Genomic DNA, 14,360 nt, shown 5'->3' on the forward strand with positions numbered 1-14,360 from the left:
TCCTGGCATACCATCCCAAGAGCGGAGTAGTTCGGGTTACGGATCTCCTAGGGTGCCGTCTCCTATGATGAATTCGCCGATGACGGTTCTCCCATCGGCGTCATACACCGGCACCGAGAAGGTCTCGCCTTGGTGGGCCTCCTGCCAGGCGAGTGCCTCTTCGGGGCTCTTGAAGTCCGGCTGGACGTCGAGGTCCGCCGGGTAGGCATAGCCCTGCTCCCCCGTCGTGGCGATGACCGCCACGAGGTCCGGCGAGCCCTGCTCATTCGCGACGCCGTAGGTCTGACCGTTCTCGTTCACCGCCCATTCCGTGGCGGTCTGGTTCACGTAGGTGGCGTTGAGCCGGTACCGAACGTCCGGGGCGCTGGTGCGGATCTCGGTCGAATGTTGTCCGGGGCTGAGCGGCAGCGCGTATAGGGCCGGCGGCGAATCGACGTCTTTGATGGTGCATCCCATGGACGCCCCGTCCTCCCAGTACAGGGTGCCGGCGCTCAGGCAGGTCAGCTCCGTGGAGATGTGGGTTGCGCCGTCGGGCGCCGGCCCGAGATCCACGGTGTGCGTTCCGGTGTGGACGCCCTCGGCCGGGGCGGCAAGTTCCGTGGTGATGTCCCCGCCGGGGAGGGTGAGGAATCCGGCCGCTGCCGCACCGACCCCGCCGGCCAGGCCTATGCCGGCGAAGATCCCCGCTCCGACCCACCAGCGGTGACGCCGCAGGGCCCGGTTCGGTGCGGCGTCGTTCACGCGGCGCACCAGGACCGCCCGCAGCCCCTGGCTGAAGGTTTCATCCATGGGGTGCGGGCTCATGGTCTTCCCTCCTCGACGAGATGAACTGGGGCGGCAGCGGGCCGTATCGGCAATCCGGCCTTAATCCGGTGCCGGGCCCGGTGAAGCCTGGTCTTCGCCGCTTCCGGCGTCAGCTTCAGGAGCCCGGCGGCCGCGGCTATGCCATATCCCTCCAAAACCACCAGGGTGAACAGCTGTAGATCCAACGGCTTGAGCGCCCGCATGGCAAGGGCCAGCTGCTCGTCGAGGCCCTCCAGCGGGTTCTGGTTCAGGTATTCATCGGCCGGGTCCGCTGCCGACGGCGAGCGCGGGATGGAGTCGATCAGGCGCCGGTACCGCCCCGTGGAGCGGCGCAGGTTCATCGCGCAATGGGTGGTTGTCACCAGAAGCCACGGCAGCACCGACCGCTCGACCAGGGTGACCTTTGCCCTGCGCCGCCATAGCTCAAGGAATGCTGTCGCGCTCACATCCTCGGCATCCGGCCGGCTCCGCGTCATGCGCAGCGCATGCCGGAACACCCGGTCATGGTGCCGGTCGAACAGGACGCCGAAGGCGTCACCGCTGCCCTTCAGGCTCCTCGACCACAGGCCTGCGTCGTCAGGATTCTTGTCCCCCATACCCTGTAGTGTCCGCCCGGCCGTGGGAAGTTACACCCAGCGGCACAAACTTTCGGAAAGAACCGTCGGTTCCGGGCCACAGCTCCGAGTGAGGAGCGAAAGCACGTCCTCTCCTCGGAACGCTCCCTGAAGTCCCACAACCGAGCGTGTGTAGGTAACAACGATGCCTGGTGGGCACGGGCATCAAAGGGGTTCCCGAAGAAAACCCGAGAAACGGCACGCGTTGAGTCAGAGGATTACTAGCCACACTTTCGTTTGGAGCGGTGCCGCCGCCCGTGAGCTACTCGAAGAGCCCGAGTTCATCGAGGACCTCGGAGACGCGCACCCGCTGATTCCTGTTCAATCCCTGAATGGGCAGCGGGAGGCTGTTGTCCGGGGCGAGTCCCAGCAGTTCTGCGATCGCGGCGACGACGCGGATGCTTCCGCCGTATTCGGTGAAGAGCTGCCACAACGGGGTGAGCCGTTCGGACTCGGCAGCGGCGTCGGCGATCCGTCCTTCCTCCACGGCCCGGGAAAGTCGCAGGGCAAGGATCGGCAGGGTTCCTCCAATGACGGAGTACCAGGTGTCGCATCCCGCAGCCAGTCCCGCAACCGCTGCAGCGTCTCCGGACACCCCGATCGTCACATGCGGAGGGATGGCCGACCGGATCTCGTTGATGCGCGCCCGGGCCTGCCCGGGATCCGCTGGAACGGCGGGGATCTTGATCGATGCAATCCCGGGCAACGCCGCAATTCGTCCGTATTGCTCGGTTGTGAAGGTGAAGTGGGTGGTGCCGGGGTTGTCGTAGACGACGACGGGCAGCGGCGAGTATTCGGTGACCGTCCTGAAGAGATTGAACACGTCGTCGTCGGTAAGGGGCTGGTAGGTCATCGGGGCGAGCAGGAGACCGGAGGCTCCTGCCTGCTGCGCCTGGTCGGTGTTCGAGAGTATCTGCGATGTCCGCAGCGCCCCGACGCCGACAATGACCGGGGTCTGCCCGGCGTGCTCGACCGCCAGGTGGGCGACGCGGGCACGCTCCTTGGTGCTCAGGTACGCGTAGGAGCCGGTGGAACCAAGCGCAGTGATCGAATCGACCTTCGCGTCGCTCAGCCGTGCCACCAGGCGGATGAAAGCGGGCTCATCCACCGCATCGTCAGCGAGCGGGGTAAGGGGAAAGGCGCTCAGACCTGTAAACATCTGCTGACTCCATTTCTAATGCCGGCTGCCACAGGCGGTACTCTGCCGGCGGCACTCGTGCCGATGACGGGTATCAGCCACGCCATGGACTACCCAACCGGGTCGGCTTCGTTCGGGATGGATGGGTGCTGGACAGCTCCTCTGCGGCGTCCTCCTCGTTGCGCGGCGGCGCCGGCGAGGACAACGAGGAGGATCCCCAGCAGTTGAACAAGTGAGGGTTGCTGGTGCAGCACAATCAGCCCAAGGAGCAGCCCTATCGCTGGCTCAAGCGCCATCAGGGTTCCGAAGGCGTTGGCCGTCATGCGCCGCAGGGCGAGCATTTCGAGCGCGAACGGCAGCACGGGCAGGAGGAGGGCCAGTCCTGCTGCCACCGCGAGGATCTCGAAGCTCAGGTGTCCTGCCGCCTGGGGAATCCCGACGACGGCAGCGGTTACCGCGGCCACGGGGATGGTCAGGGAGAGGGACGAGATGCCGCTGAAGCGGTCCCCGACGTGTTGGCTGAGCACGATGTATAGCGCCCACCCGATGGCGGCGAGTCCGGCATAGAGAAGGCCGATTGGGTTGACCGTCCCCTGCCAGGGCTCGGTCAGCAGCACCACTCCGCCCAGCGCGATGATTGGCCAGATCAGGGTGCGCGAGCTGTGGCTGCGCACCGCGGCGACGGTCAGAGGACCGAGGAACTCGATGGCGACCGCGGTGCCCAGCGGAATGTATTCGAGCGCGGCGAGGAAACCGACAGTCATGAGCCCGGTCATCACCCCCAGCCCAAGCAGCACGGGTACGTCACGGCGGCGCACCTGGCGCAGCGGCGGACGGGCCAGAACCAGGAAGATCAGCGCTCCCATGCTGAGCCGAAGCCATGCCGTGCCGGCGGGCCCGACCGACCCGATCAGGCCCACGGACAGCGCCGAGCCCAGCTGCACCGAGAGCATCGCCGCCACAGCGAGCCCCCATGGTGGGACGGGAAGCCGTGCGGGAGCGCGGTCGGTCATGGCTCGATCCCGGACCCGATGCCGGGAGCTACCAGTCGGCGGGTGATCTGAACATCCGGGCCCAGCCGGGTCAGATGCGCCGCGAGATTGTCCCCCGCCGCGAGAAGGGCGTCATCGGTGAGGGGTGCGAGGGCATCGAGGATGAACAGCGCCGTTGTGGTTTCGTCGGTGAGTTGAGTGCGCCGTCCCTGCCGCCAGTTCCAGCGCCGGCAAGTCACGCCGGCGTCATCGCGCCACACCACTTCCCCGGGGTCGGGATGCTCGGTGACGGGCTCACCGTTACTGGTGGTGTCGAAGGGTTCCCGTCCGGTTGCGCGGACCAGCGCCGGCGGCCCGGAATAGCGCATCAGGTCCTCGCCGCCGAGCGGGACCTGGTGCAGCACCGAGACGGCGTTGTAGATGTCGGTCAGACGATTCACCCGGGGCAACCCGGACGCCGCCCGGCGCAGGAGTGCCTCCAAGCTGTTGCGGGTGCGGTTCGGTTTCGCCCCGAACCCCTGGTACGCCTCGCGCCACGCTGCAACATGTGGCAGTCTGTCGACGGATCGATCCGTGAGGGCTTGTCGTGCGGTAGTCTCCGCCGTTTCGAGCAACTCCTCGCTGTAAGCATCGCTCGTGCCGGGGACGAGTCCGTCGGCGGCCACCAGCAGCGCCCGGTAATCGGGGCGCAAAGAAAACACGGCGGCATCCACCTGGGCGCCGTCGAGGAATCCTTGAAGTTCTGTCCGCTCAGACATTGACGGTCTCCGGTTTGTGCCCCGACCCGACTCCAGGCTCGAAGACGGCCAGGGAAAACCTGGCGGTTTGCTGGCCCGGATTGGCGTAGGAATGCTCGACGTCGCCCGGGAAGGTCATCGCGTCACCCTCGCCGAGGACAATCGACTGGTCGGCGACCTCGATGGTTATCGAGCCCTGCCGGACCTGAAGTAGCTCCTTGGTGCCAGCCGAGTGGGCCTCGCTTCGGTGTTGCTCCCCTGGCTCCAGTGTCCAGTCCCAAAGCTCAACCACATTCGGCGATTCGGTCCCCGCCACCAGCACCCCGCGGCCACCGGACGCGCCGGCCCACAAGGCAGCACCATCCCCTCTGCGGGTGATCTTCACCGGCTTCGGTCGAGGAGGTTCCACCAGCGCAGGTAACCCAACCCCGAGGGCGTCGCTGATCCGCAGCAACGTGCCTACGCTGGGGTTCACAAGCCCCTGCTCCACGTTGACCACCATCCGGCGGCTCACTCCGGCCGCGACCGCCAATTGGTCTAGCGTCAACCGTCGCAACTGCCGTTCCGTCCTGACGCGGTCCCCGATCGCCGACGCGAGAGACGTTGTACCCTCATCCATGAGTGCAGCATAATGCACTTTCAGTGCAATGTGAACCAAGTACCAATCGCCCGGCACCTCTTTAGCCGCACTGCAGCTCAGCTGGCTGAGCAGGTGAGCACATTCAGCAGCCGAAGGACCTGTTCCCTCGGATCATCTGTACCGATAGTGTGAACACGAGAAGCGTCAACGAAGGGCCGCCCGGGGTAATCAGGTAGGCACGAGGAATATTCAACTCCCAGGAGGAAATATGACTGAACCACAGCAGGATCCCAGCGAACAGGAGATCGCGGCGGACAGTGGCGTGGCCGGTGCCCACGACGGCGGTGCCGACGGCGGAGCAGACAGTGGTGCCGACGGCGGCGCCGACAGTGGTGCCGACGGCGGAGCCGACAGTGGTGCCGACGGCGGCGCCGACAGTGGTGCCGACGGCGGCGCCGACAGTGGTGCCGACGGCGGAGCAGACAGTGGCGCCGACGGCGGAGCAGACAGTGGCGCCGACGGCGGAGCAGACAGTGGCGCCGACGGCGGAGCAGACAGTGGCGCCGACGGCGGAGCAGACAGTGGCGCCGACGGCGGAGCCGACGCGGGAGCGGGCATCTGAGCTTGAGTACTCCTCCTGAGGACCTCACGCGCCCCGGCGCTGGGGTTCTGGAGACACGCCTGATCGACATCGACCGCGAGAGGTTCGCGCGTGACGTCTGGGGGCGGACAGCGTTGCTCACGCGCGGCGCGGGCGACTTTTCCGACCTGTTCTCCGCCGGGGCCGTCGACGAACTGGTCTCCCGCCGGGGACTGCGCACGCCCTTCCTCCGTGTCGCCAAAGGCGGCTCCACATTTCCCGATTCCTCCTTCACCTCCCCGGCCGGCGTCGGTGCCACCATTTCCGACCAACTCGATGACACCGCCCTGTGGCGGAAGTTTGCCGACGGCGCCACCCTCGTCCTGCAGGCACTGCACCGCACGTGGGAACCGATCGCGGACTTCAACGCCCGGCTGAGCACCGAGCTCGGACATCCGGTGCAGGCCAATGCCTACATCACCCCGCCCCAGAACCGGGGGTTCGACGATCACTACGACGTCCACGATGTCTTCGTTCTGCAGATCCAGGGCACCAAGCGCTGGATCATCCACGAGCCGGTCCTCCCCGACCCCCTCCGTGACCAGGTGTGGACCGATCGTCGCTCCGCCGTCGCCGACGCTGCGAAGGGTGAGGCCTACATCGACATCGTGCTCGAGCCGGGCGATGTCCTCTACCTCCCGCGTGGCTGGCTGCATGCCGCCCAGGCGCAGGGCGAGGTCTCCATCCACCTCACGCTCGGCATCCACAGCTGGACCCGCTACGCACTGGCCGAACAACTCGCCCAGGCCGCACTTGCGATGCTCCACGATGATCCCGAGATGCGCCGGACGCTGCCGCTGGGCATCGACGGACCGGCCGGGGACGTCGACATCGTCCGCAAACGCCTGGCCGCCGCCGTCGCCGACGCCGATTCCGCTCCTTTATTTCACCGCACCAGTCGGGGCCAGGGACGCCCGGCACCGCTGGGACCGCTGGCCCAGCTCGCGGCCGTCGAAGGTCTGGGTCCCGAGTCCGTGGTGCGGCTGCGCGGTGCGCTGGAAGCGCGGCTTGAGGGATCGCGCCTGACCACCCGTGTGGGCTGGCTTGATTTCCCAGAGACCGATCTGCCGTCTGTGAGGCGCCTGCTCGACGGCGGGGCTTGCACCGCGAACGATCTCGGCGGCGAATTCGTCGAGAGATTGCTGCGCGCGGGGGTTCTCGTTCCCGCGGGACGGTGACGACCGCCATGGAACGCTTTTTCTGCGCCGACGGTGCCCGGCTGCGGAGCGACCCGATGGCCGGCACAGCGCCGAACGACGTCGTCTGGGTCCTCGTCGAGTATCGCGGCAGGTGGCCGTTCAACAGCTTCGACGGCCTCGCCCTCGAGCCTGAGACGAAAGCCCTCGTGATCTCCGCCGCTCAGGCGGCGCGGGCGCGGGTGCTGCTGGTGCGGCGGACCGGCCGCCGTCGACGCGACGGCCCCAACCGATGGGCCGTCCTGCGCCATGACGGGTCCGGCGCCCATCGTCAGCAATGGGGGTCGTGGACGCGTGACGAGGATCTGGCGGAGATTGCCGCTGCCCTCAGCAGACCGGGCGAGCTCGGCCACCCGCCGGTCCTCCTGGTCTGCACCCATGGCCTGCACGACACCTGCTGCGCGCTGCGGGGGCGGCCCATTGGACGTGCACTGAGTGAACGCTGGCCAGAGCTGGTGTGGGAATGCTCGCACGTGGGCGGTGACCGGTTCGCGGCCAATGTCGTCGTCGCGCCCGACGGCGTCTACTACGGCGGCCTCGACGCCGAGTCGTCAGTCGCAACGGTCGAAGGGCACCTCGCCGACTCCATCCACGCGAAGCACCTGCGCGGCTACACCGATCTCCTCCAGCCCCAGCAGGCCGCTGTCGCGGCTGTGCTCGAACGGTTCGGCCCGGCCGGACGGCGGGACTATACGGTCGCCGGGACCACCCGCCACGGTGATCTCTGGCGGATCCGCCTCACCGCTCCCCCGCCCCACCCCGCACAGACCGACGTCGAGCTGCGGGTCCGCCGCGCCCCACCGAACCAGCTGACCTGCCGCGCGCCGGCACCGGGCTCGGTTATCGTGTACGAGCCGGTTTCGATCCATTCAGGCTGAAGCAGCGGTTCCCGGATTCAGTTGGAACGAGGCGGTCCCACTGCCTCGTGAGGGGCCCAACCTCCGCTCCCCCGTGAGGCTTGCATGAGTCTGAAAGAAGCGGCAGCATCGAATGCGTGTTCGAAATGAAGCAGAGTGACCGCCGATGCGTGCTGCCCGGGGAGGACGGACAGCCGTGCGGCCGGCCCGCCGGTGCCTCACCGTTCGCACTCTGCTCGGCGCACGTGGCCGCCGTCATGGAATGGGCGGACGCTGAAGTAGGCACCACCGACGCGATGCCGGCCCCCTGCCGGGCCTGCGGGTCGCGGATCGGCGTCCGGTATCCCTCCGGCTGGGCATGCGCGGCATGTGAGTGGCGCGTGGGGGACATCGTGGACGAGGGACTGCCGCCCCCGCGTGTGGACGTCGTCTACTACATCCGCTTCCGAAACCGGATCAAGATCGGGACGACCGCGAACCCCCGCCAGCGGCTCGCGCGGCTCTGGCACGACGAGGTACTGGCGTTCGAACGGGGGGATCGGCTCGTGGAGCACCGCCGCCACGAGCAGTTCGCGGCCTCGCGGCTGGACCGCTCGGAGTGGTTCATGCCGTCGCCCGCACTCGAGCGGCACATCGCCGAACTCGCCGCGGGCGTAGATGATCCGTGGGCGCGCTACGCCCGCTGGGTCGGAGAGGCAATCGCGCTGAGGGGATGATCCGCAGCGGGGTTGACGCCGGTTCCGCTGGACGCTCCAGCGATGAGGATGTGGCCTAGGGTCCACTCGGTGCAGGAGATACGAACTCCTGAACAATTTCGGGGGATGCGTGGATGCAGATCATCTCGAGGTTCTCGGTACCGCTGTTGCGGAACCGGTGGCGTGCGCCTGCGTGGACCGTCACAATCGCGCCGGTACCGGCGCGGAGCTCTTCCCCGTCGGATTCAATGACTGCTTCGCCCCGCAGCACCACCCACGTCTCGGTGTAGGGGTGCCAGTGGGTGTCGGGCCCTCTGCCGGGGATGGTGTCCACCCAGAAGAACGAGACGCCGGCACCGTGGTCGGCCCCGACGAACAGGGCCGTTCCGGTGTTGTTCTGGCGGAGCTGCTCGCGGTCGGTAACGGTGGTCATGAGGGTTTGCTCTCCCTTCCGTCAAGCCACAAAGTCTCGGACTCGTCCCGGTGCGAGCCGGTTGTTCCGACGTGTTTCTTGTCGATTACGGCGCCCTTCTTGATCACGTGAACGAGCGCCATGCCGTGGCCGCGTCCCAGGCCATAGTCGGCTTTGAGCCATTCGAGGATCTCGCCGGCTTTGCCGTTGTGCTCGTCGAATCCCTTACTGTTCGCGATGTCGAGTAGCTGGCGGGGCGTGAGTCCCGTCTTGTCTTCAATGGTGTCGAGGTACGCCTGAAATGACATGTCGTCATCCTTCCGTTTCCGCCCGGCTGCTGGCAATGGAAGTGGCAGAAATGATTGGCGGCAGATCGGCCCAGCGAGAATCAGCTGACGCGGACTGATCCCAGCCGCACGGTCATTCCGGGGTCGCGGTGGTCGAAGAACTGGGACGCGCCGGTGTCGAGGGTCGCGATATGGGCCATCTCATCCTCGGTGAGGGTGAAGCCGAAGACATCGAAGTTCTGCACGATCCGGTCCAGGTTCACGGACTTGGGAATGACGACGACGTCGCGCTGGATCAGCCAACGGAGCACCACCTGAGCCACGGAGACCCTGTGGGCTTCGGCGATCGGAGTGAGCTCAGGGTGGCTAAACAGGTCATTTCGACCTTCGGCGAAGGGGCCCCAGGACATGATCTGGACGCCGTGCTCCTTCATGATGCGCTGGTCATCGACACGCTGGTAGAAGGGGTGGTTTTCGATCTGGTTCACCGCGGGGGTGACTTCGTTGTTGGTGATGAGGTCTACGAGGCGGTCGGAGTGGAAATTGGAGACGCCGATCGCCCTGGCACGGCCGTCCTTATAGAGGCCCTGCATGGCCCGCCACTCGCTGTAGTAGTCACCGTAGGGCTGGTGGATCAAATAGAGGTCGACGTAGTCCAGACCGAGCCGCCGCAGGGAGGTGTTGAAGGCGTCGATGGTGTTCTGTTCGCCCGCGTCCTGCACCCAAAGCTTGGTGACGATGAACAGTTCCTCGCGGGGGATCCCGCTGTTGGCGATTGCCCGGCCGACGGCCTCCTCGTTCCCGTAGGCCGCAGCGGTGTCAATGAGCCGGTAACCGGCCGAAAGGGCGTCCGCAACGGCCTTCTCGGTTTCATCGTCAGGGATCTGGTAGACGCCGAAGCCGAGGATCGGCATCTCGACGCCGTTATTGAGGGTGACTGTCTGCATCTGGTTTTCCTTTCGGAAGTAGCGGGTGGGAGGGTGCCGGTAGGCACTGGGTCTCAGCCGGTGCGAATCCAGCCGTTATCGTCATGCGGGCGCTGCCATGCCTGCCGCGGTTCCACCCACTCGCGGGCGACGTCGGTGAGCCAGATCGTGGTATCAGGATTCCACCCGGCAATGACGGAGGCACGGTCGGCGTCGATGCGCAGGGCGCGGGTAGCGCATCGGAGATAGCCGAGAACCGTGAGGTGGACAGCGTCCCAGTCATCCGCGACCCGTTCCCAGTCCGGGATGAGCCACGTGCCCTCACGCCCTGTCGTGCGGAACCAATCGTGGCGGCGCGAGGACGTGACGTCGAGCGGATATTTCCGGCAGAGGCCGGCCCAGTCATCCTCGTCTGCGACCTCGAAGGTGCGGCCGGTGCCACGGACGGGGATCACCGTAGCGCATTCCTCTCCCATGGCGTCCTCAATAGGCTTAGTCCCGCCGGCACCCGGCTGACGGTTTGCAGAAGACCCTGCGGGAAGGACCACCACGTCCCGGACCAGGGTGCGCGGGGATCCCGGGGACGGTCGCGCCCGGCCCGTACCTCTTCGATCCGCGCACCCCGCGCCCACGCAACCAGCGTCTCGCGCGTACTGCGGGGCAGGGGGGCCGGGTCCTCGACTGACCGCCAGTCGATGTGCCACTGCTCGCGCTGGCGCGGTTGGGTGAACGACTGTCCGACGTTGGAGGCCATGACCTGCACGGCGAATGGACGGAGAGCATCGCGGATCACTGCGAGCGCTGCGAGGGTGTCTTCGCCGTCGGGTTCCTGCCAGTAGCGGGCATTGCCGACCGATGCCTCCAGCGCTGCCTCAATCTGGTGCCCGGTTGGGGTGCTTGCCCGGGAGGTGCTGAGCCTTACGGCAAGCTCATCGACCGTCATCGAATCGGGGGGCCAGCCGGATTCGGGCGCCAGTCCGTCTTCGTCCATGGTGGTGAAAAATACAGTGGTGCGTGAGGTGCCGGCGGAGGGGTCGAGGCCGCTGCTGAGATACATCACCGGGCCCCTCAGTTCCGGATTCAGCTCCAGGGCCAGCTCGAGGCACAGCCGGCGTGCTCTTGGACCTTCGAGGAGCGTCTCTTCCGACACCGTCATTCCGTCATCCTGCCATGCGATCCATCAGCCCGAGGCCAAATGGACACTGCAACCCTCCGGGTCCTTGCCGAACTGTCTTCCCGCGGAGTAGTTTCCCACCGCGGATTGTCGAATCAGGACTCCGTTTCATCGAGAAGGAAGGAGAACACTCGGCGGCCGTCGGGTATCACTTTCATGGGACACCCCTGGGTCAGCTGGTGGAAGCCGCAGCGGTGTCGATAGCCGTGCCGGCGGTTTGACGTCCGAGGCCGATCGCGGTTTCGGTATTCATTCCGCGCAGAATCATCCCGAGCACACCGGTGTAGATGAGAACCAGTTGCGCGGCCAGGGAGTCTGCGCCGTCCGCGCCGACGAGAGGGACTGCGAGCTCCGTCAACCGGTCCATCAGCAGTTGTGTGTCTCTGGAGAGCGCGTCCTGGAGTTCCTGTCCCTGATGGGAGGATTCCGCTGCTACGCCGAGGAACGCGCACCACCGGGCAGCAGTCGCCCCCGTCCGGTATCGATCGAGGGCTGGGAAAACCGCCAACAGCTTCTCCTTTGGCGTGGAAGCGTCATCGACGGCCAGCTGCCACGTCTCATCCCACCGCACCAGGCGACGTTCAAGCGCCTGAGCGATCAGGCCCTCTTTGTTGCCGAAATGCGCGTATAGCGTCGCCGGGGCCACATTCGCATGCCGGAGGATCTCATCCACGGGCGTTGCAGCAACCCCTTGCGTGAAGGCGAGATCGTCGGCGGCGTCAAGCAATCGTTCCCGTGCGCTGGGATGTACTTTCATGCCCCCATCCTATAACGTTCGTTTCAATGAAACGGTCGTTACATACACAGCAGACCAATGCGGGCCCGATGTTCACAGCGGCATGCGTTGCGCTCATTGCCGCCACGTATGGCTTGGCAAGACTCGGGTACGGACTCTTCCTTCCCGCCTTCTCGGAAGCTTTCGCGTTGACTCCGACGATCGGCGGTCTCCTGGGTTCCGGCGCCTCGGCTGCATACTGTGTATCGGCGATATTTGGCTTCCGCTACGCGCCAACCCACCCCCGCACTGTTACCGCCCTGGCCGGATTGACGGCCACTCTGGGAAGTGCGGCTATCGCCGCCGCACCCGGCACAACCACCTTCGTTGGAGCCGTCCTGCTCGCCGGCATGGGTGCCGGATTCGCATCGCCCGCGCTGGTGGAACTCGTGCAGCGCAATGCCGAAGCAGACGCGCAGGACAAGCTGCAATCGATCGTGAACTCAGGGACGGGTTTCGGCGTCGTCGCTGCCGGAGTCCTCGCCCTGGTCCTGGGATCCTCGTGGCGCCTTGCATGGGCATTCATTGCTGCTATTGCGCTCACTGCGATGATCGGCGTGCTGCGCGCGGATGCCTCGCGATCTGCCTCCCGCCGGAGTCCCCTGCCACCCCGCACCACGAGGTCACCACACGGAACAACGGGGCCGCGTCTGCTCCAGCGTCCCATCGCAGCAGCGTTCATCTTCGGTATTGGCTCCTCGGCGATCTGGGTCCATGGCCGGACCTTCCTCGAGGAGCAGGGCCGACTGAGTGTCGAAGCCTCTGCCACCGCGTGGGTAGCACTGGGCATCGGAGGAGCCGCCGCCGCGCTCACGGCCTCCTGGTTGGCGACGCACACCGTCCGAACGACGTGGCGGGTCGCGGTACTGGCCGTTGCGCTCGCGACCGGCTCTTTCGCTATAGCACCGCAAAGTGCGGCCCTCAGCTTCAGCGCGGCGGCGGTGTTCGGACTCGCCTATACCGCGGCATCGTCAGTGCTCATCATCTGGGCAGCACAAACTGCGGCCAGCGGTGCCGCCGGCACCTCGGTGCTGTTCACAAGCCTCGTCATCGGACAAGCGGTGGGATCAACGCTGATCGGTGCGCTGATCGAAGCACTGGGTTTCGGCCCGGCGTTCGCCGTCGCTGCGGCTATTTGCGTTATCAGCGCATTCGGAGCCATGGGCCGACTGCAGCAAGGGGACGCGGCTGGTGCACGCCGTACTCTGGGCACTCCGGGCTCAACCCCACCGCGGTGACGGCGGGTGATCTGTTCGACGGGTCCGCCAATCGCAAGCACCGGAATCGGGACCTCGGGGCCCGCCCGATCATCGGCTATGCCTCGGTAGCGTCTTCACCTTTGAGGGTGCGTCATCATCCCTCTATTCTGTTTCCCATGCCTCTGCTGCGTAGGAGCGTGCCCGCGGCACGCATCTCGGACGGAATCCCACCGCGTCACCACCTTTGAGCTCTTCTTCGACCTCGTTTTCGTGTTCGCCTTCACCCAAGTGACCGCATTGATGGCGCACGAGCACTCGTTCCTCGCTGTCGTGCAGGGCCTCATCATCCTCGGGCTGCTGTGGTGGTCATGGGTGTCCTTTTCCTGGCTCGCAAACCCGACACACGTCGACGAGGGCATCATGCGGTTTGGCTTACCCGCCGTCATGATTGCCGTCTTCATGGCGGCTCTGGCTACCCTGAAGCCTTCGAGGATCTCAAGGGTGGGCTTCACGGTCCCCTCGTTCTTGCCTTGTCCTCCGTCGCTGTACGCCTGCTGCACCTCATCCTGTACGCCTACGCCGCCGGCGACGACAAGCCGCTGCGGCGCCAGGTCGGCAAAATGCCCGCAGCGATGGGGCTTGGATCAACGCTCGTTATCACCGGAGCGCTGATCGGCGGTCCCGCCCAAACGTACTTCTGGCTCGCAGGCGTGGCCATCGACTCCGGCCTTACCTACCTCACCTCGCGGCACGGCAACTGGCGGATCCACTCGGCCGCCCATTGGACCGAGCGGTACGGGCTGGTCATCATCCTCGCGCTCGGAGAATCCATCGTGGCCATGGGGGTCGGTGCGTCCGAGGAGCCCGTCAGCATACCCGTCCTGATTGGGGCCACGGCCGGTGTCGGCCTCTCCATCGGCCTGTGGTGGCTTCATTCGACGTCACCGCTATCGCAGCAGAACACCGCTTTGCGGCCCTGCGCGGACATGCACGCGCCTCTGCGGCTATCGATGCCTACACATACCTGCACCTGCCCTTGGTTGCAGGCATCGTCCTGACTGCCCTCGGCATCGAAGATGCCTTGGCACATGTGGAGGAAGTAGGAGACTTCAGGCTGGTCGGGGCATTCGCCCTCTTCGGGGGGCCGGCGCTGTACCTGGTGGGAAATGCAGTGTTCTGGCGAAGGGTCGGAGGTGAATGGAAGAAGTGGCGCCTGGGCGCAGCTGTGGTGCTCGTGGTGCTTGTGCCACCTGGCACGCAGCTCGCTCCACTTGCCGCTCTCATCACTGCAGCACTCATCACCACCGCCGTAGTAGCAGTCGAAAGCCTTCTCT

The 14,360-nt window shown here is 66.1% G+C and carries 17 protein-coding genes and 1 pseudogene; 6 read left to right on the top strand and 12 right to left on the bottom strand.

All coding sequences use genetic code 11. The annotated features are described in order from the left end of the window. Window positions 1-36: 36 nt before the first annotated feature. The 6 genes from AC4D14_RS15035 to AC4D14_RS15060 form a co-directional block, all read right to left on the bottom strand. Complete coding sequence (locus AC4D14_RS15035) at window positions 37-804, bottom strand: hypothetical protein (RefSeq protein ID WP_490903463.1); 768 nt, start codon at window positions 802-804, stop codon at window positions 37-39. Then, entirely contained in the window at window positions 801-1,400 is a 600-nt protein-coding gene (locus AC4D14_RS15040; RefSeq protein WP_490903464.1) for an RNA polymerase sigma factor, read from the bottom strand. The genes AC4D14_RS15035 and AC4D14_RS15040 overlap by 4 nt, the downstream gene beginning before the upstream one ends. Window positions 1,401-1,680: 280 nt before the next feature. Continuing rightward, complete coding sequence (locus AC4D14_RS15045) at window positions 1,681-2,577, bottom strand: dihydrodipicolinate synthase family protein (RefSeq protein WP_490903465.1); 897 nt, start codon at window positions 2,575-2,577, stop codon at window positions 1,681-1,683. 89 nt (window positions 2,578-2,666) lie between these two features. Further along, window positions 2,667-3,569, bottom strand: coding sequence for an EamA family transporter (locus AC4D14_RS15050; protein ID WP_490903466.1), 903 nt, complete (start codon window positions 3,567-3,569; stop codon window positions 2,667-2,669). After that, window positions 3,566-4,306 carry a B3/B4 domain-containing protein gene (locus AC4D14_RS15055; RefSeq protein ID WP_490903467.1) on the bottom strand — a complete coding sequence of 247 codons (741 nt, stop codon included), beginning with the start codon at window positions 4,304-4,306 and terminating at the stop codon, window positions 3,566-3,568. Before AC4D14_RS15055 ends, AC4D14_RS15050 begins: the two co-directional genes overlap by 4 nt. After that, complete coding sequence (locus AC4D14_RS15060) at window positions 4,299-4,904, bottom strand: helix-turn-helix domain-containing protein (protein WP_490903468.1); 606 nt, start codon at window positions 4,902-4,904, stop codon at window positions 4,299-4,301. Before AC4D14_RS15060 ends, AC4D14_RS15055 begins: the two co-directional genes overlap by 8 nt. Before the next feature lie 229 nt (window positions 4,905-5,133). Between AC4D14_RS15060 and AC4D14_RS15065 the strand changes: the two genes are divergently transcribed. The 4 genes from AC4D14_RS15065 (at window position 5,134) to AC4D14_RS15080 (ending at window position 8,274) form a co-directional block, all read left to right on the top strand. After that, a complete protein-coding gene (locus AC4D14_RS15065; RefSeq protein WP_490903469.1) occupies window positions 5,134-5,487 on the top strand; it encodes a hypothetical protein in 354 nt (117 codons plus the stop codon). Between the two features lie 2 nt (window positions 5,488-5,489). After that, window positions 5,490-6,683, top strand: coding sequence for a cupin domain-containing protein (locus AC4D14_RS15070; RefSeq protein ID WP_490903470.1), 1,194 nt, complete (start codon window positions 5,490-5,492; stop codon window positions 6,681-6,683). Between the two features lie 8 nt (window positions 6,684-6,691). Further along, a complete protein-coding gene (locus AC4D14_RS15075; RefSeq protein ID WP_490903471.1) occupies window positions 6,692-7,579 on the top strand; it encodes a ferredoxin family protein in 888 nt (295 codons plus the stop codon). 125 nt (window positions 7,580-7,704) lie between these two features. Then, on the top strand, window positions 7,705-8,274 hold the full coding sequence (locus AC4D14_RS15080) for a GIY-YIG nuclease family protein (RefSeq protein ID WP_490903472.1): 570 nt from the start codon (window positions 7,705-7,707) through the stop codon (window positions 8,272-8,274). Between the two features lie 55 nt (window positions 8,275-8,329). On the opposite strand, the gene AC4D14_RS15085 is transcribed toward AC4D14_RS15080, so the two are convergent. From AC4D14_RS15085 to AC4D14_RS15110, 6 genes are all read right to left on the bottom strand, one after another. After that, complete coding sequence (locus AC4D14_RS15085; protein ID WP_490903473.1) at window positions 8,330-8,686, bottom strand: cupin domain-containing protein; 357 nt, start codon at window positions 8,684-8,686, stop codon at window positions 8,330-8,332. Next, window positions 8,683-8,973 carry a DUF4287 domain-containing protein gene (locus AC4D14_RS15090; protein WP_490903474.1) on the bottom strand — a complete coding sequence of 97 codons (291 nt, stop codon included), beginning with the start codon at window positions 8,971-8,973 and terminating at the stop codon, window positions 8,683-8,685. The genes AC4D14_RS15085 and AC4D14_RS15090 overlap by 4 nt, the downstream gene beginning before the upstream one ends. A gap of 80 nt (window positions 8,974-9,053) precedes the next feature. Continuing rightward, entirely contained in the window at window positions 9,054-9,899 is an 846-nt protein-coding gene (locus AC4D14_RS15095; protein ID WP_490903475.1) for an aldo/keto reductase, read from the bottom strand. Window positions 9,900-9,952: 53 nt separating this feature from the next. Beyond that, window positions 9,953-10,333, bottom strand: coding sequence for a hypothetical protein (locus AC4D14_RS15100; protein WP_490903476.1), 381 nt, complete (start codon window positions 10,331-10,333; stop codon window positions 9,953-9,955). After that, on the bottom strand, window positions 10,330-11,034 hold the full coding sequence (locus tag AC4D14_RS15105) for a hypothetical protein (RefSeq protein WP_490903477.1): 705 nt from the start codon (window positions 11,032-11,034) through the stop codon (window positions 10,330-10,332). Before AC4D14_RS15105 ends, AC4D14_RS15100 begins: the two co-directional genes overlap by 4 nt. Window positions 11,035-11,224: 190 nt before the next feature. Further along, complete coding sequence (locus AC4D14_RS15110; protein ID WP_490903478.1) at window positions 11,225-11,809, bottom strand: TetR/AcrR family transcriptional regulator; 585 nt, start codon at window positions 11,807-11,809, stop codon at window positions 11,225-11,227. Window positions 11,810-11,835: 26 nt separating this feature from the next. On the opposite strand from AC4D14_RS15110, the gene AC4D14_RS15115 reads away from it, so the two are divergent. Next, complete coding sequence (locus AC4D14_RS15115) at window positions 11,836-13,065, top strand: MFS transporter (protein WP_490903479.1); 1,230 nt, start codon at window positions 11,836-11,838, stop codon at window positions 13,063-13,065. A 249-nt stretch (window positions 13,066-13,314) separates the two neighbouring features. Then, window positions 13,315-14,284 (top strand): annotated as a pseudogene (locus AC4D14_RS15120) (low temperature requirement protein A); the annotation flags it as partial. Between the last annotated feature and the right edge of the window lie 76 nt (window positions 14,285-14,360).

The organism is Arthrobacter sp. TJ-254 (assembly GCF_058269175.1).